Genomic DNA, 25,033 nt, shown 5'->3' with positions numbered 1-25,033 from the left:
TCAGGCCTTGTCGCGGGCTTCGCCCGAGCCGAACAGGTTGGACACGCAGCGGCCGCAGATCTCGGGGTGATCAGCGTCCTGGCCCACGTCCAGGCGCCAGTGCCAGCAGCGCTCGCACTTCTTGTGCGTGGACGGCGTGACCTCGACGCGGGTCTCGGCTTCACCCGCATGCACGGTTGCGCGCGAGACGATCAGCACGAAGCGCAGGTCGTCGCCCAGGCTGGCCAGCAGTTCCTGGTCGGCGCCGCTGGCATACAGATCCACTTCGGCCTGCAGCGACGAACCGATGTCGCCGGCCGTGCGCACTTCTTCCAGCTTGCGCTGGACTTCGGCGCGGATGGCACGCAGGCGGGTCCACTTGGCCGACAGGGCGTCTGCGTCCGCGAACGGCGGCAGGACGTGGTAGACCTCGGTGAAGATCGTGGTGCGGGCGGCGTCGGCCTGGTTCTTCAGGGCGGAATCGACCAGTTCCTTCCAGGCTTCCTCGGCCGTGAAGGAGAGGATCGGGGCCATCAGCTTGAGCAGCGTCTGCGTGATGTCCAGCAGGGCCGTCTGGGCAGAGCGGCGCGCGCGGCTGTCCACGGCCGACGTGTACAGGCGGTCCTTCAGGATGTCCAGGTAGAACGCGCCCAGGTCTTCCGAGCAGAAGGTCTGCAAGCGCGACACAGCCGGGTGGAAGTCATAGCGTTCGTAGTTGGCCTGGACTTCAGCCTGCATCTGCGCCGTCATGGCCAGCGCGTAACGGTCGATCTCGAAGAGTTCGCCGTAGGGCACGGCCTGCGTCACGGCGTCGAAGTCGGCCAGGTTGGCCAACAGGAAGCGCAGCGTGTTGCGGATGCGGCGGTAGCCCTCGACCACGCGCTTGAGGATCTCGTCCGAGATGGACAATTCGCCCGAGTAATCGGTGGATGCGACCCACAGGCGCAGGATTTCCGCGCCCAGCGAGTCGGACACCTTTTGCGGGGCGATCACGTTGCCCACCGACTTGCTCATCTTGCGGCCCTGGCCGTCCACCACGAAGCCATGCGTGAGCAGCGCCTTGTAGGGAGGCTGGCCATACAGCATGCAGCCGGTCAGCAGCGATGAGTGGAACCAGCCGCGATGCTGGTCCGAACCTTCCAGGTACAGATCGGCGGGCCAGGCCAGTTCAGCGCCGTGCGAACCGGCGAAGTCGCCGTCCTTGCCACCCAGGACGGTCGCGTGCGTGCTGCCCGAGTCGAACCAGACGTCCAGCGTGTCGCGGTTCTTTTCGTACTGGTCGGCTTCGTCGCCCAGCAGTTCGCGCGGATCCAGCGTCTGCCAGGCCTCGATGCCGCCTTGCTCGACACGCTGCGCCACCTGCTCAAGCAATTCGGACGTGCGCGGGTGCAGCTCGCCGGTTTCCTTGTGCACGAAGAAGGCCATCGGCGTGCCCCATTGCCGCTGGCGCGACAAGGTCCAGTCGGGGCGGTTGGCGATCATGGCGTGCAGGCGGGCGCGGCCCCAGGCCGGATAGAAGGCCGTGGCGTCGATGCCGGCCAGCGCCGATTCGCGCAGGGTCGGGCCGCCGTCCTTGGGGGCGACGTCCATGCCGGCAAACCACTGGCTGGTGGCGCGGTAGATGATCGGCGTCTTGTGGCGCCAGCAATGCATGTAGCTGTGCTTGTGCTTTTCCACGTGCATCAGCGCGCCGGCTTCCTGCAGGGCCTCGACGATCTTCGGGTTGGCGTCCCAGATGGACAGGCCGCCGAACAGCGCCAGGCTGTCCACATACTTGCCGTCGCCCATGACCGGGCTGATGAAGTCGGTGTCCTTCATGCCGTGTTCCTTGCACGACAGGAAGTCCTCGATGCCGTAGGCCGGCGCCGAGTGCACCACGCCGGTGCCGGAGTCAGCCGTTACGTAGTCGCCCAGGTAGGCCGGCGACTTGCGGTCGTAGGCGGCGTTGAATTGCGCCAGCGGATGGCGGAATTCAATGCCCGACAGTGCCGAGCCCGGGGCCGTGGCTATCACTTCGCCTTCCAGGTTCCAGGCCTTCAGGCAGTCCTCGACGCGCTCCTTGGCGATCAGCAGCAGCGGGCCGAACTTCGGCACGGGCGATACGCGCACCAGCGCGTATTCGATTTCCGGATGCAGGTTGAGCGCCTGGTTGGACGGAATCGTCCAGGGCGTGGTGGTCCAGATGACGATGGCGCCGTCGTCCACCGAGTCCAGGCCGAAGGCCTTGGCCAGCTTGGCGTGCTCGGCAAACGGGAAGGCCACGTCGACCGCCGGGTCCACGCGATCGGCGTACTCGACTTCGGCCTCGGCCAGCGCCGAACCACAGTCGAAACACCAGTTCACGGGCTTCAGTCCGCGGAACACATAACCCTTGTCCAGGATGCGGCCCAGCGCGCGGATCTCGTCGGCCTCATTGCTGAAGTTCATCGTCATGTAGGGACGATCCCACTCGCCCAGCACGCCCAGGCGCTTGAAGTCCTTGCGCTGGCGGTCGATCTGTTCGAGCGCATAGGCGCGGGCCTTGGATTGCACTTCGGCCACGGGCAGGTGCTTGCCGTACTTCTTTTCGATCTGGATTTCGATCGGCATGCCATGACAGTCCCAGCCCGGGACATAGTGCGCGTCATAGCCGGCCATGTTGCGGCTCTTGACGATGATGTCCTTCAGGATCTTGTTGACTGCGTGGCCGATGTGGATGTCGCCGTTGGCGTAAGGCGGGCCGTCGTGCAGCACGAAGCGCGGCCGGCCGCGGCTTGCGGCGCGGATCGCCTGGTAGACGTGGTTTTCCTCCCACTGCGAAATCCAGGCGGGCTCGCGGCGGGCGAGGTCGCCCCGCATGGGGAAGGGGGTGTCGGGCAGGTTGAGGGTCTTTTTATAGTCCATGAACGGCAAAATAGGCGCGCGCGTTTCGCGCGTCTTCGGCGATGGCGGCAGTCAGGGAAGGGAGGTCAGGAAATTTTTCTTCGTCCCGCAGCTTTTGCAGGAACTCGACGCGTACGAGTTTACCGTAAGCGTCGACAGTCTCGTCGAGCAGGTGTGACTCCAGCAGCACGCGCCCACGATCTTCCACGGTGGGGCGCACGCCCAGGCTGGCGACCGCCGGCAGCGGATGGTCTGCCAGGCCGTAGACCTGCACGACGTAAATGCCCGAGCGCGCGGCGCAGCGCTCGGCCACGCGCAGATTCATGGTGGGAAAACCCAGCGTGCGGCCCAGCTTCTGCCCGTGGATCACATGGCCGCTGATGTGGTAGGGATGCCCCAGCAGATGACGGGCGCGTTCCAGGTCGCCCACCGCCAGGGCGGTGCGCACCTCGGAACTCGATATCCGGTGCCCCTGTTGGTCGGTCACGTCAGACAGGGTCTGCACCTCGAAGCCATGGCGCAGGCCGGCCTCGCGCAACAGGTCGATGTCGCCGCTGCGTTTGTGCCCGAAACGGAAATCCTCGCCCACCAGCAGCCATTTGGCATGCAGCCCCTGCACGAGCAGTTGCTCGATGAAGGCATTGGCGGACATTTCGGCCAGGCGGGCGTTGAAGCGTTCCACCACGACTTGGGATATGCCGTAGCGCGCCAGCGCCGCCAGTTTGTCGCGCAAACCCGATATACGGGTGGGCGCCAATTCCGGGCGTTGGTTGAGCGTGGCGAAATATTCCCGCGGATGCGGCTCGAAGGTCATCACGGCGGGCGTCAGGTTGCGGTCGCGCGCGACTTGGCAGACGCGCGCCAGCATGGCCTGGTGTCCGCGATGGACGCCGTCGAAGTTGCCGATCGTCAGCGCGCAAGGGGCGCGCCGGTCGGGCGGGGGCAGGGATCGGTAGATGCGCAGCGATGGTTTCACGAGCGAGAGTTTACAATTTTGGATTCCGGGTTTGTTCCTGTCCTTTCCTGCCGCGCGTCCAGGCCATTGCCGCACGCGGGATTGCCGGGGGCGGACGAGCCCGATTTCCCTTGGAATTCCTTATCTTGCCGGAAATATCTCCCCCCAAACGCCGCCTCGTCATCCTGATTTCGGGGCGCGGCAGCAACATGCAGGCGTTGGCCCAGGCTTGCCGTAACGAAGGTTGGCCGGCCGAAGTCGCCGCCGTCATTGCCAGCAAGCCCGAAGCCGCGGGCCTCGAATGGGCGTCCCATCAGGGCATCCCCACCGCCGCGCTGTACCACAAGGACTACGCCAGCCGCGAAGCCTTCGACGCCGCGCTGGCCGCCGAAATCGACCGGTACGAGCCCGATTACGTCATTCTGGCGGGTTTCATGCGCGTGCTGACACCGGGCTTCGTCAATCACTATGCCGGCCGGCTGGTGAACATCCATCCGTCCCTGTTGCCGGCATTTCCGGGGCTGCATACGCACGCCCAGGCCCTGGCGACTGGCGTGCGCGTGCATGGCTGCACCGTGCACTTCGTCACGCCGGTGCTGGATCACGGCCCCATCATTGCGCAGGGCTGCGTGCCGGTCCTGGCGGGCGACACGCCCGAGTCGCTGGCCGAGCGCGTGCTGGCGGTGGAACACCGGGCGTTTCCGGCGGCGGTGCGCTGGCTCGCCGAAGGCCGGGTTACCCTGACCAGCGATCACCGCGTGAACGTGCTGGGCGATCCCGACCGCCTTTTCGCCTGGTCGCCGGCCGCTTGATCGGCCCTGAACCGCATTTTTCGGGCGGAAGCCCTCCGCCCCACTGGAATACACCATGACTAAACCCCAATCTCCGCGTTCTCGTCCGGCAGGCGCCGCCAGGGCCGCCTCCGAAGGCCGCGACGGTCGGTCCTTTTTCTCGCGTCCCAAGGGCGACGCGCGCGCCCCTATCGCACGCGACAGCGCCCGCGACGACCGTTCCGGCGGCAGCCGCGACGAGCGCTCGGGCGGTCGACCGACGCCGCGCCCGTCCTACGACGCGCCGCGCGGCGAAGGCCGCGGCGGTGAACGCGGTTCCTACGGTTCGGACCGCCGCGAAGGCCGTCCGAGCCCCCGTCCGTCCTTCGATCCGACGCGCGGCGAGGGCCGCGGCGAACGCGCTTCTTATGGTTCCGAGCGCCATGAAGGCCGTCCGGGCCCGCGCCCGTCCTATGACGCTCCGCGCGGCGAAGGCCGAGGCGGCGAACGCGGTTCCTACGGTTCGGAACGCCGCGAGGGCCGTCCGGGTCCGCGCCCGTCCTATGACGCCCCGCGCGGCGAAGGCCGAGGCGGCGAACGCGGTTCCTACGGTTCGGAACGCCGCGAGGGCCGTCCGGGTCCGCGTCCGTCGTATGACGCCCCGCGCGGCGAAGGCCGAGGCGGCGAACGCGCGTCCTACGGTTCGGAACGCCGCGAAGGCCGGCAGGATGCGCGGCCATCCCATGGCTCCCCCCGAGGCGGCGAGCGCGGCCAGTATGCCGGTCCGCGTGGCGGCGAGGGCGGCCACGGTCAAGGATACGGCGGCCAGGACCGTCCGCCGAAGCCCCAATTCAACCGCCCGCGCCTGTCGCACGCGGCGATCCGCATAGACCAGGTCCAGCGCGTCCTGGGCGAGATCCTGCAGTGGACCTATCCGGCCGATGCGGCCCTGTCGCACTGGCTGCGCAACCATCCCAACCTGGGCGCGCGCGACCGTTCCGAGGTCGCCGAAGCCGTTTACGACGTGCTGCGCCATCTGCGCCGGTACCGCCAATTCGGTGAAAGCGGCGTCGGGCCCGCCTCGCGCCGCCTGGCCATCCTGGGCCTGGCGGCGACGCTGGGCGCCAACGAACTCTCCGAAGGCATGGACGCCGCCGAAGCCGAATGGCTCCAGCGCGTGTCGCAAATCGACCCGGCGACCCTGCCGCGCGCCGTGCGAGGCAGCATCCCGGACTGGCTGGACGAGCGTCTGGGCGCCATGGACAGCCCCGACACCCTGATCGAGGCGTTGAACCGCCAGGCCAGCCTGGATCTGCGCGTCAATCCCCTCAAGGTCGAGCGCGACGCCATGCTCGCTGAACTGCAGCAAGGCGCCGGGCGCTACGAGCCCGTCGCCATGCGCTATTCGCCCTGGGGCATCCGCATGGAAGGGCGTCCGGCCATCAATCGCTGGCCGCAGTTCGAGAACGGCAGCATTGAAGTCCAGGACGAGGGCAGCCAGTTGCTGGCGCTGCTGGTGGGCCCGCGCCGCGGCGAAATGATCATCGACTTCTGCGCCGGCGCTGGCGGCAAGACTTTGCTGCTGGGCGCGCTGATGCGCTCCACCGGCCGCCTGTACGCATTCGACGTATCCGCGGCCCGCCTGGCGCGTGCCAAGCCCCGTTTCGCGCGCAGCGGCCTGTCCAACGTGGTGCCCGTGGTCATCGATAGCGAAAACGATGCTCGCGTGAAGCGCCTGGCCGGCAAGGCTCAGCGCGTACTGGTTGACGCGCCATGCAGCGGCATCGGTACGCTGCGCCGCAATCCGGACCTGAAATGGCGCCAGCATCCCGAGGCGCTGGCCGAACTGGGGCAGCTCCAGGAACGTATCCTGAATAGCGCGGCGCGCTGCGTCGCCCCGGGAGGGCGCCTGGTATACGCCACCTGCAGCCTGCTGGCCGAGGAAAACGAAGTGCAGGCCGAGCGTTTCCTCGCCAGCCATCCTGATTTCGAACGCCTGGATGCCGCGGAGATCCTGGCTGCCCGTTGCGAAAACCTGAAGCTGGACGGCCCCTACGTCCAGCTGCGTCCCGATGTGCATGGCACCGACGGCTTTTTCGCCGCCGTGTTCGAGCGGCGGAAGAAGGGTGCGGCAGCCGGGGCGGACGACGCCCACGCGGCGGAAACCAGCGAAGTTCCGCCCCAGGAACCCGCCGCAGAAACCCCGGCCGGCGACCAGGACCAGCCGGCCTGAACGCAGGCGCCGGGTCAGGGACCCGGCGTCACCACCACCGTGGCGCTGTAGCGCCGCGTGCCCAGGGTCTTGTTCTGGTATTTCACCTCCCAGGCCAGGGTGTCACTGCCTGCCTGGTCCGCCTGGTAGATTACCTGGGACACCGGCACGGTCTGGTATGCGCAACGTCCGGAATCGCTGGACTGGCCTCGCGTCTGCATGATGTTGGCCTTGCCCAGGCGCGGCGTCATGGTCAGCGCGACCCGCGGCGCGCGCAACGCCAGGCAATCCGATCCGCGGATCTCGTAGTACGAGGCCAGCACGGCGACGTCGCCGGACTTCAGCGTTTGCGCGGAAACGGCGGCGGGCAGGGCGGTTCCCAGCGAGGCCAGGATGCAAAAAAAATAGGGACGTATTTGTTTCAGCAACATCAGTGGGACAAAAGAGACAGTTTGGTAGGCAAAGCACCCGCAGTGTGCGCCAGCCGCAAGTCTGCTTCAAGACCGGATACCAAGCTGACAGGAACTTTAATCGCGAAATTGAGCCCAACCCTTGCGCCTTCGCGTATGCCCCCCACTTTCCCTGGGGAGGACGGCCCTAGCGCCGCGTGCCGCAAGGCTCGGCCTCGCAACCTGCGTTTCCGGTGGCGAGAGTGGGTTTTTGTCCTGAAAAACCGGGGCTTAGTCCTTGATTTCGCTCAAAAACTATTTTGAAACTACCTTGTCATAAGTCGGCCAAGGTAAGCTAAACTCCAGGCACTTCTCTAGCGAGGCTCCTAACAGCTTTATGGATTACATCCTTTCCTTCATTGCCGGCGGTCTGACCCAAGCAACTTGGTGGCAGATTGTCGTGTTCACTCTGGTTGTGACGCACATCACGATTGTGTCGGTCACGGTTTTCCTCCATCGCAGCCAAGCGCACCGTGGTCTGGATTTGCATCCAGCCGTGATGCACTTCTTCCGTTTCTGGCTCTGGATGACGACCGGCATGGTCACCAAGGAATGGGTGGCCATTCACCGCAAGCATCACGCCAAGTGCGAAAAGGAAGGCGATCCCCATTCGCCCATCCTGTTCGGCATCTGGAAGGTGCTGTTCCGCGGCGCGGAACTGTACCGCGAAGAATCGAACAACAAGGAAACCATGGCCAAGTTCGGCCACGGCACGCCTGACGACTGGCTCGAGCGCAACGTCTACAGCAAGCACAGCCTGTGGGGCGTGCTGACCATGCTCGCCATCGACATCGCCCTGTTCGGCGCCATCGGCGTGACGGTTTGGGCCGTGCAGATGGCCTGGATTCCCTTCTGGGCCGCCGGCGTCGTCAACGGCATCGGCCACTACTGGGGCTACCGCAACTACAACAGCCCGGACACCAGCACCAACGTGTTCCCCTGGGGCATCGTGATCGGCGGCGAAGAGCTGCACAACAACCACCACGCCCATGGCACGTCGGCCAAGTTCTCGGCCAAGTGGTACGAGTTCGACATCGGCTGGTGCTACATCAACATCCTCAAGTTCTTTGGCCTGGCCAAGATCAAGAAGGTCGCGCCCAAGCTCAAGCTGGACGACAGCAAGACCGGCATCGACCTGCGCACCCTGCAGGGCGTGATCACGCACCGCTACGAAGTCATGGCCCGCTATGCGGACGTGATCAAGAGCGCCGCCCGCGAAGAGCTGGCCAAGCTGAAGGATTCGCGCAACAAGGGCAGCGCCGAATGCGACTGGACCAAGCTGCACAGCGTGCGCCGCGCCATCCACCGCAACGAGGACATCCTGCAGCCCGAACAGGTTGCCGCCGTGGATCAGGCCATCGCCCAGAACAAGTCCTTGGCCACCCTGGTGCAGATGCGCCGCGAACTCGGCCGGATCTGGGAAAGCTCCAGCGCCAGCAGCGAACAGCTCCTTCATGACCTGCAGGCCTGGTGCCAGCGCGCCCAGCAAAGCGGCATCGCCGGGCTCGAGCAATTCGCTCAACGTCTGCGCCGCTACGCGGCATGATGCTAGAGAAGCTCAATCCTGAACAACGCGCCGCAGTAACCTTAGAACCGCAGCACGCCCTGGTTTTGGCCGGGGCGGGCAGCGGCAAGACCCGGGTGCTTACCACCCGCATGGCCTGGCTGATTCAAACCGGCCAGGCTTCGCCTTTTGGGCTTCTGGCGGTTACGTTCACCAACAAGGCGGCGCGCGAAATGCTTGCGCGCATGTCGGCTATTCTGCCGATCGATACGCGCGGCTTGTGGATCGGCACCTTCCACGGGCTGTGCAACCGCATGCTGCGTGCGCACCATCGCGATGCGGGCCTGCCGCAGAGTTTCCAGATCCTGGACGTCACCGACCAGCTGGCGGCGATCAAGCGCCTCATGAAGGCCAACGGCGTCGACGACGAGAAGTATCCTCCCCGCGATGTGCAGCGCTTTATCAACGGCGCCAAGGAAGAGGGCCTGCGTCCGGCCGATGTCGAAGCCTATGATGCCCATCGCCGCCGCCTGATCGAGATCTACCAGCTCTACGAGGCCCAGTGCCTGCGCGAGGGCGTGGTGGACTTCGCCGAGCTGCTGTTGCGCGCCTACGAGCTGCTGTCGCGCAATGCGCCCGTGCGCGAGCACTACCAGCGCCGCTTCCGCCACATCCTGGTCGACGAGTTCCAGGACACCAACACGCTGCAATACAAGTGGCTGCGCCTGCTGGCCGGCGGCGGCGCCGCGATCTTCGCGGTGGGCGACGACGACCAGTCCATCTATGCGTTCCGAGGCGCCAACGTCGGCAACATGGCCGACTTCGAGCGCGATTACGCGCGCGGCACCGTGATCCGCCTGGAGCAGAACTACCGTTCCTACGGCCACATCCTGGATTCGGCCAATGCGCTGATCGGCCACAATACCGGCCGGCTGGGCAAGAATCTCTGGACCGAGCAGGGCGACGGCGAGCCGGTGCGCGTCATCGAACAACCGTCCGACGGCATGGAAGCGCAGTGGATCGTGGACGAGATCCGTTCCTTGATCCGCGAAGGCAGCCTGCGCCGCGAGATCGCCGTGCTCTACCGCAGCAATGCGCAATCGCGTGTGCTGGAACATGCCATCTTCTCCGCTGGCATCCCCTACAAGGTGTACGGCGGACTGCGCTTTTTCGAGCGCCAAGAAATCAAGCACGCGCTGGCCTATCTGCGCCTGATGGCCAATCCCCACGACGACACGTCGTGGATGCGGGTCGTCAACTTCCCCACGCGCGGTATCGGCGCGCGTACGCTGGAGCAATTGGGCGACGCCGCGCGCGCGCACGACACCAGCCTGTACGCGGCCGTGGCGCTGGTGGGCGGCAAGGGCGGATCCAATCTGGCCCAGTTCGCGCAGCTGATCCACCGCCTGATCGAAGAAACCCGTGACCTGCCGCTGCCGGAAATGGTCGAGCACATGCTCGAGGCCAGCGGCCTGAACGCGCATTACAAGGCCGAACGCGAAGGCGCGGAACGCCTGGAGAACCTGAACGAACTGATCACGGCCGCGGCGGTTTTCGCGTCCGAGGAGAACTACGACGGCATGCCTGCCGGCGTGGTGCCCGAACAGGACACGGCATCCACGCTCAACGCGGGCGTGGTGGACGCGCCCGTCGTGGCGTCCGATGGCCTGACACCGCTGGCCGCGTTCCTGTCGCATGCGGCGCTGGAAGCGGGAGACAACCAGGCCCAGCAGGGGCAAGATGCGGTGCAGCTCATGACCGTGCACGCCGCCAAGGGCCTGGAGTTCGACGCCGTGTTCATCACCGGGCTGGAAGAGGGGCTGTTCCCGCATGAGAACAGCGTGCTGGAAGCGTCCGGGCTCGAGGAAGAGCGCCGCCTGATGTACGTGGCGATCACGCGCGCGCGCCAGCGCCTGTACATCAGCCTGGCGCAAAGCCGGATGCTGCATGGCCAGACGCGTTACGCGATGCGTTCCCGCTTCCTGGACGAAATTCCCGAGCAGCATCTGAAGTGGCTGTCGCCCAAGGCGGGCCTCGCGCAGATCGGCGGTACGGGAGCAGGCTGGGGAGGCGGCAATCGGGGTGACGCTTTTGGACGCAAGCCCACCAATACCATTGCGCCGCGTCAAGCCCGCAGCGTCACCACCGGTGTCACGGTGGGCGACAAGCAGTATCGTGTAGGTCAGGGCGTGCACCACGCGCGGTTCGGCGAGGGCACGATCATCGGCTTGAGCGGAGCAGGGCAGGACGCCCAGGCTGAAATCCAGTTCCGCGACGTGGGCGCCAAGACTTTGGCGTTGGGCATCGCCAAGCTCGATATTGTTCAAGGTTGACATACATGGCCAACAACGATTCTCCCAAAGCCGAGTTGGCGTCGCTGCGCGCCGAGGTCGATGAAATCGACCAGCAGATCATGCTGCTCCTGGGCGTGCGGTTCCGTTGCACGGACATGATCGGTGAACTCAAGCGCGAGCTGGGCATGGATCTGGTGGATCCCCAGCGCGAGGAACAGCAGGTCGAGCGCATCCGCCGCCTCGCGCAAGAGGCTGGCGTGCCGCCCGCGCTTGCCGAAACCATCTTGCGCGAAGTGATCGACACCGTGGTCGATCACCACACCCGCCTGCGCGAGCGTCCCTACTCGTAAAGCCAGGCCGGCGGCGCCCGGGGCTCCGGGCCGCCGCCTTTCCGCTTTCCCCTTATAGAACCTTCATGAACGCCAGCAAGGCGTCGATCTCGTCCGCGCTCAGCGCCAGCGGCCGGATGTGCTCGGACTTGCGCGGCGCATAGGGATCGGGCGGATCGGCGGGCGCCGGGTCTCGGCCCATGCCGGCGTTGTACATGCGCAGCAAGCCCTTGAGGTCCGCGAACAAGCCGTTGTGCATCCACGGGCCGGCCCGCGACACATTGCGCAGGCTGGGCGTGCGGAATTCGCCCAGGTCGGCGGGGGCGCGGGTCACTTCGTAGCGGCCCAGGTCCTGGTTGCGACGTCCATAGAACGACAGGCCGATGTTGTGGAACTGGTGGTCCGTCAGCATCGGGCCGCTGTGGCAGTTCATGCAGCGGGCCTGGGTGCGGAACAGATGCATGCCGATCAGCTCGCCGTCGTCCAAAGCGTCCGATTGGCCGCCCAGAAACGCATCGAAGCGCGTGGGCTCAGGCCGCAGCGTTGCCACGTAGGCGGCCAGCGCGCGAGCCAACCGGTCCGCATCCACCGGAGGTTGCGACGCGGACGCTGGGCCAAACGCCTGGAGAAACTGAGCGGGATATGGCTCGCTTGCCAGCAGGCGCGTCACGGCGCCGTCGGCATCGTGGTTCATTTCACGGGGATCGTGCAGTGGGCCCAGCACCTGTTCCTTGAGACTGGCGGCGCGCCCGTCCCAAAATAGTCGCGGCGCGAACGGCGCCGCATACAGCGGCATGGAGCGCCGCCTGCCCATCAGCTTGTCTTCGCCGATCGCCAGCGCGAGTCCATCCGTGAAAGCGCGCTGCGGCACGTGACAGGAGGCGCAGGACACCTGCCCCTTGCGCGACAACCGGGTGTCGAAGAACAGCATCTGTCCCAACGCGATGACCGCGGGACGGGCCACGTCGGCGGTCAGTTCCTGCTGGCCGCCATTGGGCGCCGTCCAACCCAGGGGAGGGCTGGCGGCGGGCGGCACCGGCCCCCATTCACGCCAGGTCACGCCGGGATCGATCGTGGGCGCAGGCCAGGACGCAGGCGGACCCGAGTAGTGCCGCCGCAGGCACGCGGCATCCCAACCGGCCGAGTTCTTGCAGACCGGCAGGCCCGTGATGGGTTCCGGATCCGCACGGGGTGCGGAACTCGCCAGCGTCAGCGCGGCGCCCAGGATCAGAATCGATAACCGACTTGCAGCCATAGCTCGCGTCCCGTTTGGTAAGTGCTGCGGTTGGTCCTGAGATTTGGGTTGCTGGCCGTCAGGGCAGGCCGGCGGTCCAGCACATTCAGCACCTCGACCGTGAACTCCAGGCTGCGCGCGAACGCCGGGTTCCAGGCGAGCTTGGTGTCCCAGGTCCAGTAGGACGGAATCTCGCCGGACTCGAAGCGGTCCAGGTAATCCGGGCGCGGTCCCAATCCCACGTAGATGGTGGCATCGCGCTTGCTGCGCCAGTTCACCATGTTGCTCCAGGTCAGGCCGGCGCGCGGCCATGCGCCAACCAGGCTCAGCGTGGCGACTTGCGGCTGGTAGAAGGAGGAGGGGGGCAAGTCGATGGCGCGCATGCGCGAGCCGTTGTAGATCACGTATTCGTCGGGATCGCGGGCATCGCCGGTATAGCCTTCGACCAGGTCCGCGTTGGTTTTGCGCTTCTGCCAGCTCCAGCTCGCCTGCATGTTCCAGCGCGTTTCACCCAGGCGCCAGGGCTCCAGCGTGCGGACCGAGAGGCTGACACCGTCGGTCGTGGACAAGCCGGCATTGGTATAGCGGTAGCCGTCCTTTTCGTTGCCGGTCTTGGTCCACTGATCGCGGCCGTTGCGGCGCACATAGCTCAGCACGCCTTCCATGCCCGCCATGCGCTGGCGCAGCGATACCGCCCACTCGTCGTCATACGGCATGCGCAGGCCCTTGTACTGGACGTAATATTCCTTGCTGCCATCCGCCACGGGATTTCCGTTCCTGTCCAGAACCTGCCGCCGCAAGCGGCTTCTTTCTTCTTCGAGCGCTGTCTCCAGCACGCCGGAACCGTAGTAGCGCGACCAGCCTGCACTGAGCAACGTGTCGCCCGAACCGGTCACATCCCAGTCCAGCCGCGTGCGTGGCGACACATTGCCGCTCTGCAGGAACGTCTCGCGGTCATAGCGCAGGCCGGCGTCCAGGGCCAGCCGTTCCCATTCGATGCGATCCGACAAGTACAGGCTCGCCATGTTGTAGTTCACGTCCACGGTTCCGGGCAGGTAGCGGACCTTGCTGAAATCCCGGTAGCTGCCGTCGCGGTTGTAGGCGCGTTGATACGAGTGGCTTTCCTGGAAGCGTTCGAAGTTCGCCTGTACCCGGTTCAGTTCGATGCCCGCATAGGGGATGTGCGTGAATACGCCCGTGCGCATCGGATCCAGGTCGATCCGGCCTTTCAGTGTCCAGGTGTCCTGGCGCGTTTGTTCCTTGCCGAAGCCGCCGGCGGTGTACAGCGGCAGCCCATAGGGGCGAAACGTCACCAGCTCGTCGCCGACGGACTCCCGGTTGCTGAGCGAACGATCCCAGCCCGCCTGCAGCGCCAGCCGTCCTCCCTGGAAATAGTGGTCCACATTCGCGCCTATGCCGCGCGCGGCATGGTTGTTGTCCCAACGCGTATGCCGGAACAGGTCGCTGGCCAGCGTTTCGCTGCGGTCGCTGTACTTCAGGGTCAGGTCGGCGGTGGTGTCGACGCTGGCGCGCACGCTGAACTTGCCCAGGAAATTGTCGATCCGGTCGCTGTAGGTGTCCTGTCCCGGGGCTGGCTGCCCCTTTGCGTCCACACCCATGTTCCAGCGCGTGATGTCCGATTCGCGCCGCGACATGGCCAGTACGGCTCCCGATTTTTCATTGAAGGCGAGGTCGCCCACGGCGGAATAGAAGCGCTTTTTCCATTCCGGCGAGTAGCCCGGCTTGCCCTGGGCCCAACTGTTCTGCTCGCCTTCGGCCACCTCCTGCCGCGTCATCTTGGATGTGTTCCAGCGATAGTCGAGGTTGAGCCGATTCTCGCCGGAGAACCGGCGCAATCTTGCATCCACGACGCCACCCGTGAAGCGGCCGTACTCCACTGGCACGAAGCTGTCGTGCACGCGCACTTCATCCAGCAGACTGGTGTCGACGAAGTACGACTGAGGGTTGCTGGGTACGTTGCCGACCTGCAGGTTCAGGTTCTTGCTGGCCGGGTCCACGCGATTGGTCGCGTCCATGCCGTCCAGCTGGAACAGGTTCTGATAGGGGCTGGAACCGTGGAACGAAATGTCTTCCACGTTCAGCGAGCCGCGGTTTTGCGAGCCGGCGGCGCCCGGATTGGTGCGCACGGCCGGATGCGTTGCCACCAGTGTGCTGAGGTCGCGATTGGAGCTGGGGGTTTCGGCGATGTCCTCGCGGGTGTAGATGCGTTCGCCGATCTGCTCTCCGTAGACACGCACGGCGTCCAGGCGCAAGGCGGAAAACTGAGTGGTCTTGTCCACGTACACGATGTAGCGGCCGGGGCCGTCTGCCCGTAACGACAGCCCGGAGCCCGCCAGCAGATGATTCAGGGCGAGCAGCGGCGAATACTCCCCCTGCAGCGGGGGCGAGACCTTGCCTGCCACTGCCGCAGGCGGGAACGATATCTCCAGGCTGGCTTGCCGGCCCAGTGCGAGCAGCGCGTCCCCCAGCGGCTGCGCCGGCAGGTTATAGGCGGTGGGGGCGGCAGGCTGGGCAGCAGCCGGAGAAATCGTGATCAAGGAGGCGATGAGCAGCGCCGTAGCGCCAGCCCGGCGAGCGCGCCGGTCAATAGGGTGAAGCGACATAAATGCGTCCAAGCGGGTGTTGATGTCAGCCGTAGGACGTGTCCAGGCGCGGTTTACCTCAGTGGATTGCTCATGAATAATTTATATCGATTCTCATTTACCGATTGCTAATTGGCTCAATCGGTTTCAGCGCACGATCAGCAGGCCGGGCAGGTCGGTGATGTCCACCTTCGACTGCGCCAACAGCAACGCCAGGGCGCGCTTGGGATCGCCGATGCTGGCGGTGCCCGACACGCGCAAGCTGCGCGCGGCTTCGCCCACCACCAGGATGTGCTTGCCGCCATACCGGGAAAGCCTGGCGGCGGCTTCGGGCAAGGCGATATCGTTGAAGGCCAGCAATCCCTGGCTCCAGTCAGGCCCGCGTTCCTGCGGGGCCGCGGCGAGCCGGGTGATGCCCGCCGCCGACACGGTGGCGCCGTCGCCGGCGTCCAGCACCAGGCTCTGCCTGTCCTGGCAGCGCTTGCACTGGACCGCGACGCGATGTTCGTACACGACGACGCGCGTGCCGCCGGCATCGTGCGCAACGGCATAGCGGGTGCCGAGAGCGGCGGCGGAGGCCTCCGGCGTGACCACCACGAAGTCCGGGCCTCCCGGGGCACGTGGGGCGGCGGAAAACAGGGCTTGTCCCGCCAGGAGCGTTACTTCGCGCTTGCCCTTGGTGAAGTCGATGGCGATGGCGGAATCGGCATCCAGCGTGGCGCTGGACCCGTCAGGCAGCATCACGCGCCGCACTTCGGCGCCGGTGGAGTAATCGGCCCCGAGGTGGGTTGTGCGCAGCAGGTGCCAGGCTGGCCAGGCGGCCAGAATGGCGAGGGCCGCCACGCCGCGTTTGCGCGCACGCCGAGGCGCAAGCTTGCCGCGCTCTATTTCGCCCATCCGTCGCCATAGGCGCGACAGGCGCTCATAGGCGGCGGCGTGGCTGGCGTCGGCGCGGTACCAGGCTTCGAACTCCGCCTGTGCCTGCGCGTCCATGCCTTGGCCGCTGTGGCGTACCACCCAGCGCGATGCTTCCTCTTGAGTACTCCGGGACCGGGGGGCGGCAGGCGCCATGATCAGGAGGCCAGCGCCTGGTCGCAGGCCAGCAGGATGCGCATCATGTGCTTTTCCACCGCACTGACGGAAATCGCCAAGCGTTGGGCGATGGCGCGATAGCTCAAGCCTTCATGCCGGTGCAACACAAAGACATCCAGGCTGCGGCGCGGCTGCGCCAGCAGGGCCTTCTCCAGCCGCCGCAGCATCTGGCGCGCGGCGGCCACGTCGAGGGTGTCGGGTTCATGCAGGGCGGGCCGGGAGGCCGCGAAGTCGGCGGTGGCCGCCAGTTCGCGGCTGCGGCGCCTGTGCCAGTCCGTGGCGATGTTGGCGGCCACGCGGAATACGTAGGCGCGGTCGTTGTCAGGGCGCGTCCTGTCCTTGAATTCCGCCAGCTTGATCCAGGTGTCCTGCGCGCAGTCCTGCGCAACGTCGCGCGAGCCGGTGCGCAAAGAGAGAAAACCCAATACCTCTCGGTAATGGCGGAGGAATACATCCGTGAGCGAAGACATGTCGCCGGCGCCGGGCGCCAGATAGAGTCAAATTCGCGGCAGAGTATAAATGATAACGATTTCTATTTCTAGACGAATCGGGATCGGAGCGGCGGCGGGCGAGGTGCCCGCCGCGGGGAATCAGGCTTCAGATTGCTCGATTTCCTCGAGCGAACCCTGGATTTCCAACCACTGCTCTTCGAGTTCGCCCATGCGTTTGCCGTGCTCGCCGTGTTCCGCCATGACCTTCTGGCGTTCGGCGCGGCGCGCATCCGAATACAGCTCGGGGTCGGCGATAACGGCGTCCAGCGCGTGCAGCTTGGCGCGCAGCTTGTCCATTTCGGCCTCGACCTTGGCGAGCTTGGATTCCAGCGGTTTGCGCAAGGCGGAAAGGCGCTGGCGCTGCTCGGCTTCGGCCCGGCGCTGGGCTTTGCGGTCGACGACCGGTTCGTTGCCTTCGGCGTTTTCGCGTGCCGCCTCGGCCCGTTCGCCAGCGTTGCGGGCGGCAAGCCAGTCCCGGTAGTCTTCCAGATCGCCGTCGAACTCGCGCACGGCGCCGTCGGCCACGATCCAGAAGCTGTCCACGGTGGTGCGCAGCAGGTGGCGGTCGTGGGATACGAGCAGCATGCTGCCGCCGAAATCCGCCAGCGCGGCGGCCAGGGCTTCGCGCGTTTCCACGTCCAGGTGGTTGCTGGGTTCGTCCAGCAGCAGCAGATTGGGCTTTTGCCAGACGATCAGGGACAGGGCCAGGCGAGCCTTTTCACCGCCGGACATGGGGCCGACCTTGCTGGTCACCGTGTCGCCGGAAAAACCGAAGCCGCCCAGGTAATTCCGCAACTCCTGCTCGCGGGTTTCCGGGGCCAGTCGCGCCAAGTGAGCGATGGGCGTGCTGTCCACGTCCAGCATGTCCAATTGATGCTGATGGAAATAGCCGATCGCCAGCCCGCGCGATGCGCGGCGCGTACCGGCCTGCACCGGCAGTTCTTCGGCCAGGGTCTTGATCAGCGTGCTCTTGCCGGCGCCATTGGCGCCCAGCACGCCCACGCGGCTGCCGGCCCGCACCATCAGCGTGACGTCACGCAGGATGGGCACGGCGTTGCCGTCCGCGTCGGTGTAGCCAGCCGACAGGTGTTCCAGGGTCAGCAGCGGATCCGGCACCTGCTCGGGCGAGGGTATGCGGATGTCGATGCCCGCTTCGGCGTGCAAGGGCGCCAGCACCTGCATGCGCGCCAGCGCCTTGACGCGACTCTGTGCCTGCTTGGCCTTGGAGGCCTTGGCCTTGAAGCGGTCGATAAAGCCTTGCAGACGCGCTGCCTCGCGGGTCTGGCGTTCGTACGCGATATTGCTCTGGCGCAGGCGTTCGGCGCGCTGCGTCAGGAAGTCGCCATACCCGCCGCGATAGCGGATCAGTTTGGCATGATCGAAATGCAGAATGGATTTGGCGACCGCGTCCAGGAACTCGGTGTCGTGGGAGATCAGCATGACGGTGCCCGGATAGGCAGACAGCCATTTCTCCAGCCAGAGCATGGCGTCGAGATCCAGGTGGTTGGTGGGTTCATCCAGCAGCAGCAATTCGGACGGCGCCATCAGCGCACGGGCCAAGGCCAGGCGCATGCGCCAGCCACCGGAAAAGCTCGCGACCGGTTGCATCCATTCGGCCGGCTTGAAGCCCAGGCCAGCCAGCAATTGCTCGGCGCGCGAGGCCGCGCTCCAGGCGCCGGCTTCCACCAGGGCCGCTTCCACTTCCGCGATCTGGGTGCCTTGCTCGTCCGTCAATTCGGCGCGGCGCGCCTGCAACTCGCGCAGATGGGTGTCGCCGTCGATGACGAACTCGCGCGCCGGGCGCTCGTCCGCTTCGATTTCCTGTTTCACGCTGGCGATGCGCCAGCCGGCGGGCAGGGCCAGGTTGCCAGCGTCCAGGTCCAGTGCGCCGGTCAGCAGCGCGAACAGCGAGGACTTGCCCGCACCGTTCTTGCCCACGATGCCGACGCGTTCCCCGGGATGCACAACGAATTCGGCGCCGTCCAGCAGCACCTTGGTGCCACGGCGCAGGGTCAATCCAGTGGCGCGTATCACAGGCTCAGTTGCTCGCGGGTAAGCAGCAAAAGCTGGTCGGAGGCTTGTTCCGTGTCCAGCCAGACGGGCGACAACTGCGGGAACGCTGCTTCGAAGAAGTCGCGCTCGTGGCCGATCTCCAGCACCAGCACGCCTTCAGGCCTGAGGAAGCGCGGCGCCGCTTCCAGGATGCGGCGCACCAGGTCCATGCCATCGTCGCCGCCGGCCAGGGCCAACTGCGGTTCGTGGCGGTATTCCTGGGGCAGGGCGTCCATGGAGCCGCTATTTACGTAGGGCGGATTGCAGATGATCACGTCATACTGGCACGGCGGCACGCTGTCGAACAGATTGCTTTCGTGCAGGTCCAGACGGTCTGCCAGACCATAGTCGTCGACGTTGCGGCGCGCCACTTCCAGCGCGTCCGGCGACACATCCACGGCATCCACGTGGGCATAGGGGAAAGCCAGCGCGGACAGGATGGCCAGGCAGCCGGATCCCGTGCACATGTCCAGCACGTTCTCGACAGCCAGCGCATCCTGAACCCAGGGCGCCAGGCCCTCGTCCAGCAATTCCGCGATGGGCGAGCGCGGCACGATGACGCGCTGGTCCACGTAGAAGCGATGGCCGCGCAGCCATGCCTCGTTGGTGAGGTAGGCGGCGGGCAGGTGCTCCGTCACGCGGCGGTCGATCAGTTCAAGCACGCGATTGCGTTCTTCGCTGAGCACGCGGGCGTCCAGAAAGGGCTCAAGCGTGTCCAGGGGCAGATGCAAGGCGTGCAGGGTCAGATAGACTGCCTCGTCCCAGGCGTTGTCGCTGCCGTGTCCGAGCGCGACCTGGGCGCCGTTCAGGCGCGATACGCCGTAACGGATCAGGTCGCGCAGGGTCAGCAGTTCTTGGCGAGCGGATTGATACATAGGGGAGTTCTTTCTAGGCGAGCAGGAGGTTTTCCAGCGTCCGCCGATAAATATTCTTCAACGGATCCAGCGAGGCCACTTCGATGCGTTCGTTGACCTTGTGGATCGTGGCATTGCAGGGACCGAACTCAATGACCTGCGGACATATCTTGGCGATGAAACGGCCGTCGGACGTGCCTCCCGTTGTGGAGAGCTCGGCCGTCACGCCGGTTTCGTCGCGGATGGCCGAGACCAGCGCGTCCGTCAGCGAACCCCGCGGCGTCAGGAAGGGCTCGCCACCCAGTTCCCAATCCAGCGTGTATTCCAGGCCATGGCGGTCCAGGACTTCGTGCACCCGCGCCTGCAGGCCTTCCGGCGTGCTGGCGGTCGAGAAGCGGAAGTTGAACAATGCCACCGCCTCGCCGGGCACCACGTTGGTGGCGCCCGTGCCCGAGTTCAAGTTCGACACCTGGAACGTGGTGGGCGGGAAGTACTCGTTGCCCTGGTCCCATTCGATACCGACGATCTCGGCCAGCGCGGGCGCCAACTGGTGCACGGGATTGCGCGCCAGATGAGGGTAGGCCACGTGGCCCTGGATGCCCTTGACCGTGAGCTTGCCCGACAGCGAGCCGCGGCGACCATTCTTGCAGGTGTCGCCCAGCACGTCGCCGGAGGTAGGCTCGCCGACGATGCAATAGTCCATCTGTTCGCCGCGCGCCTTCAGCGCGTCGCAGACGATGGCCGTGCCGTCGATGGAAGGGCCTTCCTCATCGGAAGTGATCAGCAGGGCGATCGAGCCGCCATGCTGGGGGTGAGCCGCCACGAATTCCTCGGCCGCCACCACGAAGGCGGCGATCGAGCTCTTCATGTCGGCCGCTCCGCGGCCGTACAGGTAGCCATCGCGTTCGGTCGGAACGAAAGGATCGCTCTCCCACTTTTCGCGCGGCCCCGGAGGCACCACGTCAGTGTGACCCGCGAACACGGTCACCGGTGCCGCGCTGCCGCGCCGCGCCCACAGGTTGGTGACCCCGCCCTGCGCGATGGTCTCGCAGGTGAAGCCGATGCGTTCCAGGCGCGCTGCCAGAGTCGCCTGGCAGTCTTCATCGGCCGGCGTGACCGATGGCCGGGCAATCAGGTCCTTGACCAGAGCCAATACGGCGGACGAGGTCGTGCTCATTACGCCCTCAGCAGATCATTGATGCTGGTCTTGGCGCGGGTCTGCGCGTCGACGCGCTTGACGATGACCGCGCAGGCCAGGCTGTGCGAACCGTCGGCCGAAGGCAGCGAGCCCGGAACCACGACCGAACCCGACGGCACGCGGCCATAGGTGATCTTGCCGGTGGCGCGGTCGTAGATCTTGGTGCTTTGCGACAGGAACACGCCCATGGCCAGCACCGAGTTCTCTTCGACGATCACGCCCTCCACGACTTCCGAGCGGGCGCCGATGAAGCAGTTGTCTTCGATGATGGTCGGATTGGCTTGCAGGGGCTCGAGCACGCCGCCGATGCCTACGCCGCCCGACAGGTGGACGTTCTTGCCGATCTGGGCGCACGATCCCACGGTGGCCCAGGTGTCGACCATGGTGCCTTCGTCGACGTAGGCGCCGATGTTCACGTAGGAGGGCATCAGCACCACGTTGCGGGCGATGTATGCGCCGCGGCGGGCCACGGCCGGCGGCACCACGCGGTAGCCGCCTTGCTTGAAGGCGTTGTCGCCGTATTCCGAGAACTTGAGCGGCACCTTGTCGTAGAACTGCAGCGGAGCCTGGCCCATGATGGCGTTGTCGTTCAGGCGGAAGGACAGCAGCACGGCCTTCTTGATCCACTGGTGCACGACCCAGTCGTCGTTGATTTTCTCGGCCACGCGCAAGCGGCCCAGATCCAGGCCGTCGATGGTGTGCTCGACCGCTTCGCGCACTTCGGCGCTGGCGTCGGTGGGCGACAGGTTGGCCCGGTCGTCCCAGGCTTGTTCGATGGTGGTCTGCAGGTCGAGAGTCATAGCGGCTCAGCTTTTAAAGGTTGATCAAACGGAAGTATGCACAAAATGGGCGATGCGTTCGGCTGCCTGCACGCAGTCAGCCAAGGGCGCCACCAAAGCAATGCGGATGCGGCCCTCGCCGGGGTTCACGCCATGCGCCTCGCGCGCGAGGAAACTGCCCGGCAGCACGGTAACACCAGTGCGGCCAAAAAGGTCGCGCGCGAATGCCGTGTCCGATCCCGGCGTCGCCGCCCACAGGTAGAACGAGGCTTGCGGGCGGGAGACGTCCAGGACCTTCTGCAGGATGGGCACCACGGCGTCGAATTTTTCGCGGTACAGGCGCCGGTTGTCCTTCACGTGCGCCTCGTCCGTCCAGGCGGCAATGCTGGCCGCGGATACGATCGGGCTCATGGCGCTGCCATGATACGTGCGATACAGCAGGAATCGGCCGATCAGCGCCGCGTCGCCGGCCACGAAGCCCGAGCGCAGGCCAGGCACGTTGGAACGCTTGGACAGGCTGGAGAACGCCACCAGGTTGCGGTAGGAGTCGCGGCCCAGGCGGCGGGCCGCCTGCAGGCCGCCCAGCGGCGGGTTGCCTTCGTCCAGATAGATTTCGGAGTAGCACTCGTCCGAGACGATCACGAAGCCGTGGCGGTCGGAGAGTTCGAACAGCGTTTTCCATTCGTCCAGCGACATGACGTTGCCGGCCGGATTGCCCGGCGAACAAACAAACACCATGCGCGTCTTCTTCCAGATTTCGTCAGGCACCTGGTTCCAGTCGCTGGCGAAATTGCGCACGGGGTCGGCGTTGACGAAGTACGGCATGGCGCCGGCCAGCAGGGCCGCGCCTTCGTAGATCTGATAGAACGGATTGGGGCAGATCACTACCGAGCCGGCGGACGGATCGATAACGGTCTGGGTGAACGCGAACAGCGCCTCGCGCGAGCCCAGCGCCGGCAACACTTGTGTTTCCGGATCGGGAGCAGGGATGCTGTAGCGGCGCGCCAGCCATTCCGAGATCGCCCGGCGCAACGCCGGATCGCCTTTGGTGGACGGATAGACGGACAGCCCCGCAAGACTGTCGCGGATGGCCTGCTCGACGCGCGCGGGCGCGGCGTGTTTGGGCTCGCCGATAGACAGATTGATGGGCGTCAGGCCGTCCGGCTGCTGGCTGGCAGAGGCCAGTAAAGCCCGCAGTTTTTCGAACGGGTAGGGGTGTAGAGCATCGAGGCGCGGATTCATGACGCAAGATTTTAACAAGCAAGCTACAATAGCGGGCTTGGCCTATAGCGAAGGTGGCGAAATTGGTAGACGCACCAGGTTTAGGTCCTGACGCCGTAACAGGTGTAGGGGTTCGAGTCCCCTCCTTCGCACCAAGACTATTCAAACCGTTGATCGGCTATGATCAATTTCTTTCAAATCAACGGTTTAGCAGGGTGGGTGGGTGATCGGTTGACTGCCAAAAAGCAAGAATTCGCAGTCTCCGGCCCCATCTGAGCCCCGCTCTCGGCCCCACATGGCAAGCATCCAGAAGACCGCAAAAGGGTATCGGGCACAAATAAAATTGCTTGGCGTCCGTGACAGCCAAGTATTCCCCACGCGGCGCGAGGCCGTCGAGTGGGCGGCAAAACGCGAATCCCATGTCCGGGATCACGCTACAAAGCCGGCCGGCGACCTGCATACGCTGCGTCAAGCGTTGCGAAAATACAGCGATGAAGTGTCCCCGCAACGGAAAGGTGAGCGGTGGGAGCAGGTGCGCCTGGCTGCCTTTGAAAGCTACGTGCTGCCGCTGGACCTGCCAATGTCCAAGGTGACCGCCCAGCATGTCGGGGCCTTTCGGGATGACCGCGCCAAGAAGATCGGCCCGTCGTCCGTGCTGCGCGAGCTGAGCCTGTTGGCGTCGGTGTTCGAAGCGGCGCGGTTGGAATGGGAGTGGGTGGACCTGAACCCCGTCCGTGGGATCCGTAAGCCCGCCAAGGGCAAGCACCGCGACCGAACAATCAGCATGTCCGAGGTGCGCAAGATGCTGCGCGAGATGGGCTACCAGCGCTCCGGGCGCATCGGAAGCACGGCAGAGGCGGTGGCCAATTGCATGCTGCTGGCGCTGCGCACGGGCATGCGCGCTGGGGAGCTGTGCGGGCTGACGTGGGCGAACGTGCACGACCTGCATGCGCATCTGCCCAACACGAAGAGCGACCGGCCGCGCGACGTGCCGTTGTCGACGCGTGCGCGGGCCATCCTGAAACGCATGAAAGGTTGGGACGAAAACCTCGTCTTCGGCATTCGGTCGGCATCGCTGGACGCGCTGTTCCGGAAGTACCGCGAGCGCGCCGGGTTGTCCGGCTTCACGTTTCACGACAGCCGACACACCGCGGCGACGATGATCGCCAAGAAGATCGACGTGCTGGACCTGTGCAAGATGTTCGGCTGGACCGATCCGAAGATGGCCATGGTTTATTACAACCCGCATGGATCAAGCATCGCCGCCCGATTGGGGTAGACTCGTCGTCTCCATTTGTCGAGCATGCTTATGAATTCCGAATTGGATCTTAGAAAGCTTGATGTGCAATACAACGTATTCCTGCGCGCGGCTGAGACCGATGATGAACTCGGAACCGTACTGCGGTTGCATCTGCTCGCGGAGGCGTATCTCGAGGTCGCGCGCGATTTACTGTTGGCTTCGGATGTGAAGCTGTTCGTGCCCAATCTGCGCAACTTTGCAGATAAGCTGGGTTACGCCTCAGTGGCAGGTTTGCCCGTGCCGTTGGCGGCCGTGATGAAGCACGTCAATACGATGCGCAATAAGCTGGCGCACCGGGACGAGCGAGGCATCGATGCTGGCGATATTGGACAGCTCGCCCGCTTCGTTAACGCGCTGCGTCCTCTTTCCTCTGCTCCGGAGCTATGGAAAGAGGTCGAGCGCGGCTTTCTGGAACTACCTAACAAGTACCCTGGAATGCGCTGGACCTTTGGTGGCGGAAACCTTCGAGCGGACTTTCTGATCTGTTTCGCAAGGTTCTGGTCCATTGCTCTCAATTGGCTTTTCACGCAGGATGCGGCTAACAAGGCGAAAGGTACCGCCGGATCTCCGCACCCGTGATCCGTCCATCCACGCAGTGGATTTTGCCCTGGTCAATCCGTTTTTTCAGAGTGTTGTAGCTGATGCCGAGGCGGGCGCAGGCGTCCTGTAGGTGATAGCAGACCATGTCCTCGATGGCATGGTTGGCGCCCAGGCGCGCCGCTTCGACCAGCAGGCGCTGCAGCTCGTGCTGCTCGATGGTGAGGGCCATTACAGCTCCTTGATGATCTTGTGTGGGCACCGCGTGCAGGCGTGGTGGAGGTACATACCTCGGTCGTCGACTACGATGCGCAGACG

At 65.3% G+C, this 25,033-nt stretch carries 20 protein-coding genes and 1 tRNA gene; 8 read left to right on the top strand and 13 right to left on the bottom strand.

Annotated features, from left to right (window positions below; translation table 11 throughout):
- On the bottom strand, positions 1 to 2,862 hold the full coding sequence (gene ileS / locus CEY08_RS18885; protein WP_076814349.1) for an isoleucine--tRNA ligase: 2,862 nt from the start codon (positions 2,860 to 2,862) through the stop codon (positions 1 to 3).
- Entirely contained in the window at positions 2,852 to 3,817 is a 966-nt protein-coding gene (locus CEY08_RS18880; RefSeq protein WP_063642401.1) for a bifunctional riboflavin kinase/FAD synthetase, read from the bottom strand. Before CEY08_RS18880 ends, ileS begins: the two co-directional genes overlap by 11 nt.
- A 134-nt stretch (positions 3,818 to 3,951) precedes the next feature.
- Between CEY08_RS18880 and purN the strand changes: the two genes are divergently transcribed.
- Complete coding sequence (gene purN / locus CEY08_RS18875; protein WP_088607760.1) at positions 3,952 to 4,608, top strand: phosphoribosylglycinamide formyltransferase; 657 nt, start codon at positions 3,952 to 3,954, stop codon at positions 4,606 to 4,608.
- Positions 4,609 to 5,452: 844 nt separating this feature from the next.
- Positions 5,453 to 6,799, top strand: a complete 1,347-nt coding sequence (locus tag CEY08_RS30345) for an RsmB/NOP family class I SAM-dependent RNA methyltransferase (protein WP_076817777.1) — start codon at positions 5,453 to 5,455, stop codon at positions 6,797 to 6,799.
- A 14-nt stretch (positions 6,800 to 6,813) separates the two neighbouring features.
- Here CEY08_RS30345 and CEY08_RS18865 read toward each other — a convergent pair whose 3' ends face one another.
- On the bottom strand, positions 6,814 to 7,209 hold the full coding sequence (locus tag CEY08_RS18865; protein WP_042794155.1) for a hypothetical protein: 396 nt from the start codon (positions 7,207 to 7,209) through the stop codon (positions 6,814 to 6,816).
- Positions 7,210 to 7,564: 355 nt separating this feature from the next.
- Between CEY08_RS18865 and CEY08_RS18860 the strand changes: the two genes are divergently transcribed.
- The 3 genes from CEY08_RS18860 to CEY08_RS18850 are packed head-to-tail and all read left to right on the top strand — an operon-like array spanning position 7,565 to position 11,375.
- Entirely contained in the window at positions 7,565 to 8,773 is a 1,209-nt protein-coding gene (locus CEY08_RS18860; RefSeq protein WP_042794154.1) for a DesA family fatty acid desaturase, read from the top strand.
- Positions 8,770 to 11,064 carry a UvrD-helicase domain-containing protein gene (locus CEY08_RS18855; protein WP_063642404.1) on the top strand — a complete coding sequence of 765 codons (2,295 nt, stop codon included), beginning with the start codon at positions 8,770 to 8,772 and terminating at the stop codon, positions 11,062 to 11,064. Before CEY08_RS18860 ends, CEY08_RS18855 begins: the two co-directional genes overlap by 4 nt.
- A gap of 5 nt (positions 11,065 to 11,069) precedes the next feature.
- Positions 11,070 to 11,375, top strand: a complete 306-nt coding sequence (locus tag CEY08_RS18850; protein WP_042794152.1) for a chorismate mutase — start codon at positions 11,070 to 11,072, stop codon at positions 11,373 to 11,375.
- A 52-nt stretch (positions 11,376 to 11,427) separates the two neighbouring features.
- On the opposite strand, the gene CEY08_RS18845 is transcribed toward CEY08_RS18850, so the two are convergent.
- The 9 genes from CEY08_RS18845 to dapC all read right to left on the bottom strand — a co-directional run bounded on the left by CEY08_RS18845 (position 11,428) and on the right by dapC (position 22,899).
- Positions 11,428 to 12,609: a cytochrome-c peroxidase gene (locus tag CEY08_RS18845; RefSeq protein ID WP_076814347.1), complete on the bottom strand. Its 1,182-nt coding sequence runs from the start codon at positions 12,607 to 12,609 to the stop codon at positions 11,428 to 11,430.
- Positions 12,582 to 15,212, bottom strand: a complete 2,631-nt coding sequence (locus tag CEY08_RS18840) for a TonB-dependent receptor (protein ID WP_076814344.1) — start codon at positions 15,210 to 15,212, stop codon at positions 12,582 to 12,584. The genes CEY08_RS18845 and CEY08_RS18840 overlap by 28 nt, the downstream gene beginning before the upstream one ends.
- A 126-nt stretch (positions 15,213 to 15,338) precedes the next feature.
- Complete coding sequence (locus CEY08_RS18835) at positions 15,339 to 16,262, bottom strand: FecR family protein (protein ID WP_076814342.1); 924 nt, start codon at positions 16,260 to 16,262, stop codon at positions 15,339 to 15,341.
- 2 nt (positions 16,263 to 16,264) lie between these two features.
- Positions 16,265 to 16,753 (bottom strand): RNA polymerase sigma factor, encoded by a 489-nt coding sequence (locus tag CEY08_RS18830; protein ID WP_042794149.1) that lies wholly within the window; start codon positions 16,751 to 16,753, stop codon positions 16,265 to 16,267.
- Positions 16,754 to 16,873: 120 nt separating this feature from the next.
- Positions 16,874 to 18,808 carry an ABC-F family ATP-binding cassette domain-containing protein gene (locus CEY08_RS18825; RefSeq protein ID WP_088607751.1) on the bottom strand — a complete coding sequence of 645 codons (1,935 nt, stop codon included), beginning with the start codon at positions 18,806 to 18,808 and terminating at the stop codon, positions 16,874 to 16,876.
- Positions 18,805 to 19,701 (bottom strand): 50S ribosomal protein L3 N(5)-glutamine methyltransferase, encoded by an 897-nt coding sequence (gene prmB / locus CEY08_RS18820; protein WP_076814340.1) that lies wholly within the window; start codon positions 19,699 to 19,701, stop codon positions 18,805 to 18,807. The genes CEY08_RS18825 and prmB overlap by 4 nt, the downstream gene beginning before the upstream one ends.
- A gap of 13 nt (positions 19,702 to 19,714) precedes the next feature.
- Complete coding sequence (dapE, locus tag CEY08_RS18815) at positions 19,715 to 20,857, bottom strand: succinyl-diaminopimelate desuccinylase (RefSeq protein WP_042794147.1); 1,143 nt, start codon at positions 20,855 to 20,857, stop codon at positions 19,715 to 19,717.
- Positions 20,857 to 21,678, bottom strand: a complete 822-nt coding sequence (gene dapD, locus CEY08_RS18810; protein ID WP_042794146.1) for a 2,3,4,5-tetrahydropyridine-2,6-dicarboxylate N-succinyltransferase — start codon at positions 21,676 to 21,678, stop codon at positions 20,857 to 20,859. Before dapD ends, dapE begins: the two co-directional genes overlap by 1 nt.
- A gap of 24 nt (positions 21,679 to 21,702) precedes the next feature.
- The gene (dapC, locus tag CEY08_RS18805) at positions 21,703 to 22,899 is read right to left on the bottom strand and encodes a succinyldiaminopimelate transaminase (RefSeq protein WP_063959911.1); all 1,197 of its coding nucleotides are present in this window, start codon (positions 22,897 to 22,899) and stop codon (positions 21,703 to 21,705) included.
- A 47-nt stretch (positions 22,900 to 22,946) separates the two neighbouring features.
- Here dapC and CEY08_RS18800 point away from each other — a divergent pair.
- The 3 genes from CEY08_RS18800 (at position 22,947) to CEY08_RS18790 (ending at position 24,757) form a co-directional block, all read left to right on the top strand.
- Positions 22,947 to 23,033, top strand: a tRNA-Leu gene (locus CEY08_RS18800).
- Positions 23,034 to 23,173: 140 nt separating this feature from the next.
- Positions 23,174 to 24,157: a tyrosine-type recombinase/integrase gene (locus tag CEY08_RS18795; RefSeq protein ID WP_076814338.1), complete on the top strand. Its 984-nt coding sequence runs from the start codon at positions 23,174 to 23,176 to the stop codon at positions 24,155 to 24,157.
- Positions 24,158 to 24,187: 30 nt separating this feature from the next.
- On the top strand, positions 24,188 to 24,757 hold the full coding sequence (locus CEY08_RS18790; protein WP_126389584.1) for a hypothetical protein: 570 nt from the start codon (positions 24,188 to 24,190) through the stop codon (positions 24,755 to 24,757).
- Here CEY08_RS18790 and CEY08_RS18785 read toward each other — a convergent pair.
- Positions 24,717 to 24,947 (bottom strand): MerR family transcriptional regulator, encoded by a 231-nt coding sequence (locus CEY08_RS18785; RefSeq protein ID WP_076814334.1) that lies wholly within the window; start codon positions 24,945 to 24,947, stop codon positions 24,717 to 24,719. The two genes, CEY08_RS18790 and CEY08_RS18785, sit on opposite strands and share 41 nt — an antisense overlap.
- Positions 24,948 to 25,033 lie beyond the last annotated feature (86 nt).

This window comes from Achromobacter insolitus (assembly GCF_002209555.1).
In the GTDB taxonomy this organism is placed as follows: domain Bacteria; phylum Pseudomonadota; class Gammaproteobacteria; order Burkholderiales; family Burkholderiaceae_B; genus Achromobacter; species Achromobacter insolitus.
This window is presented reverse-complemented; position numbering and strand designations above follow the sequence as displayed.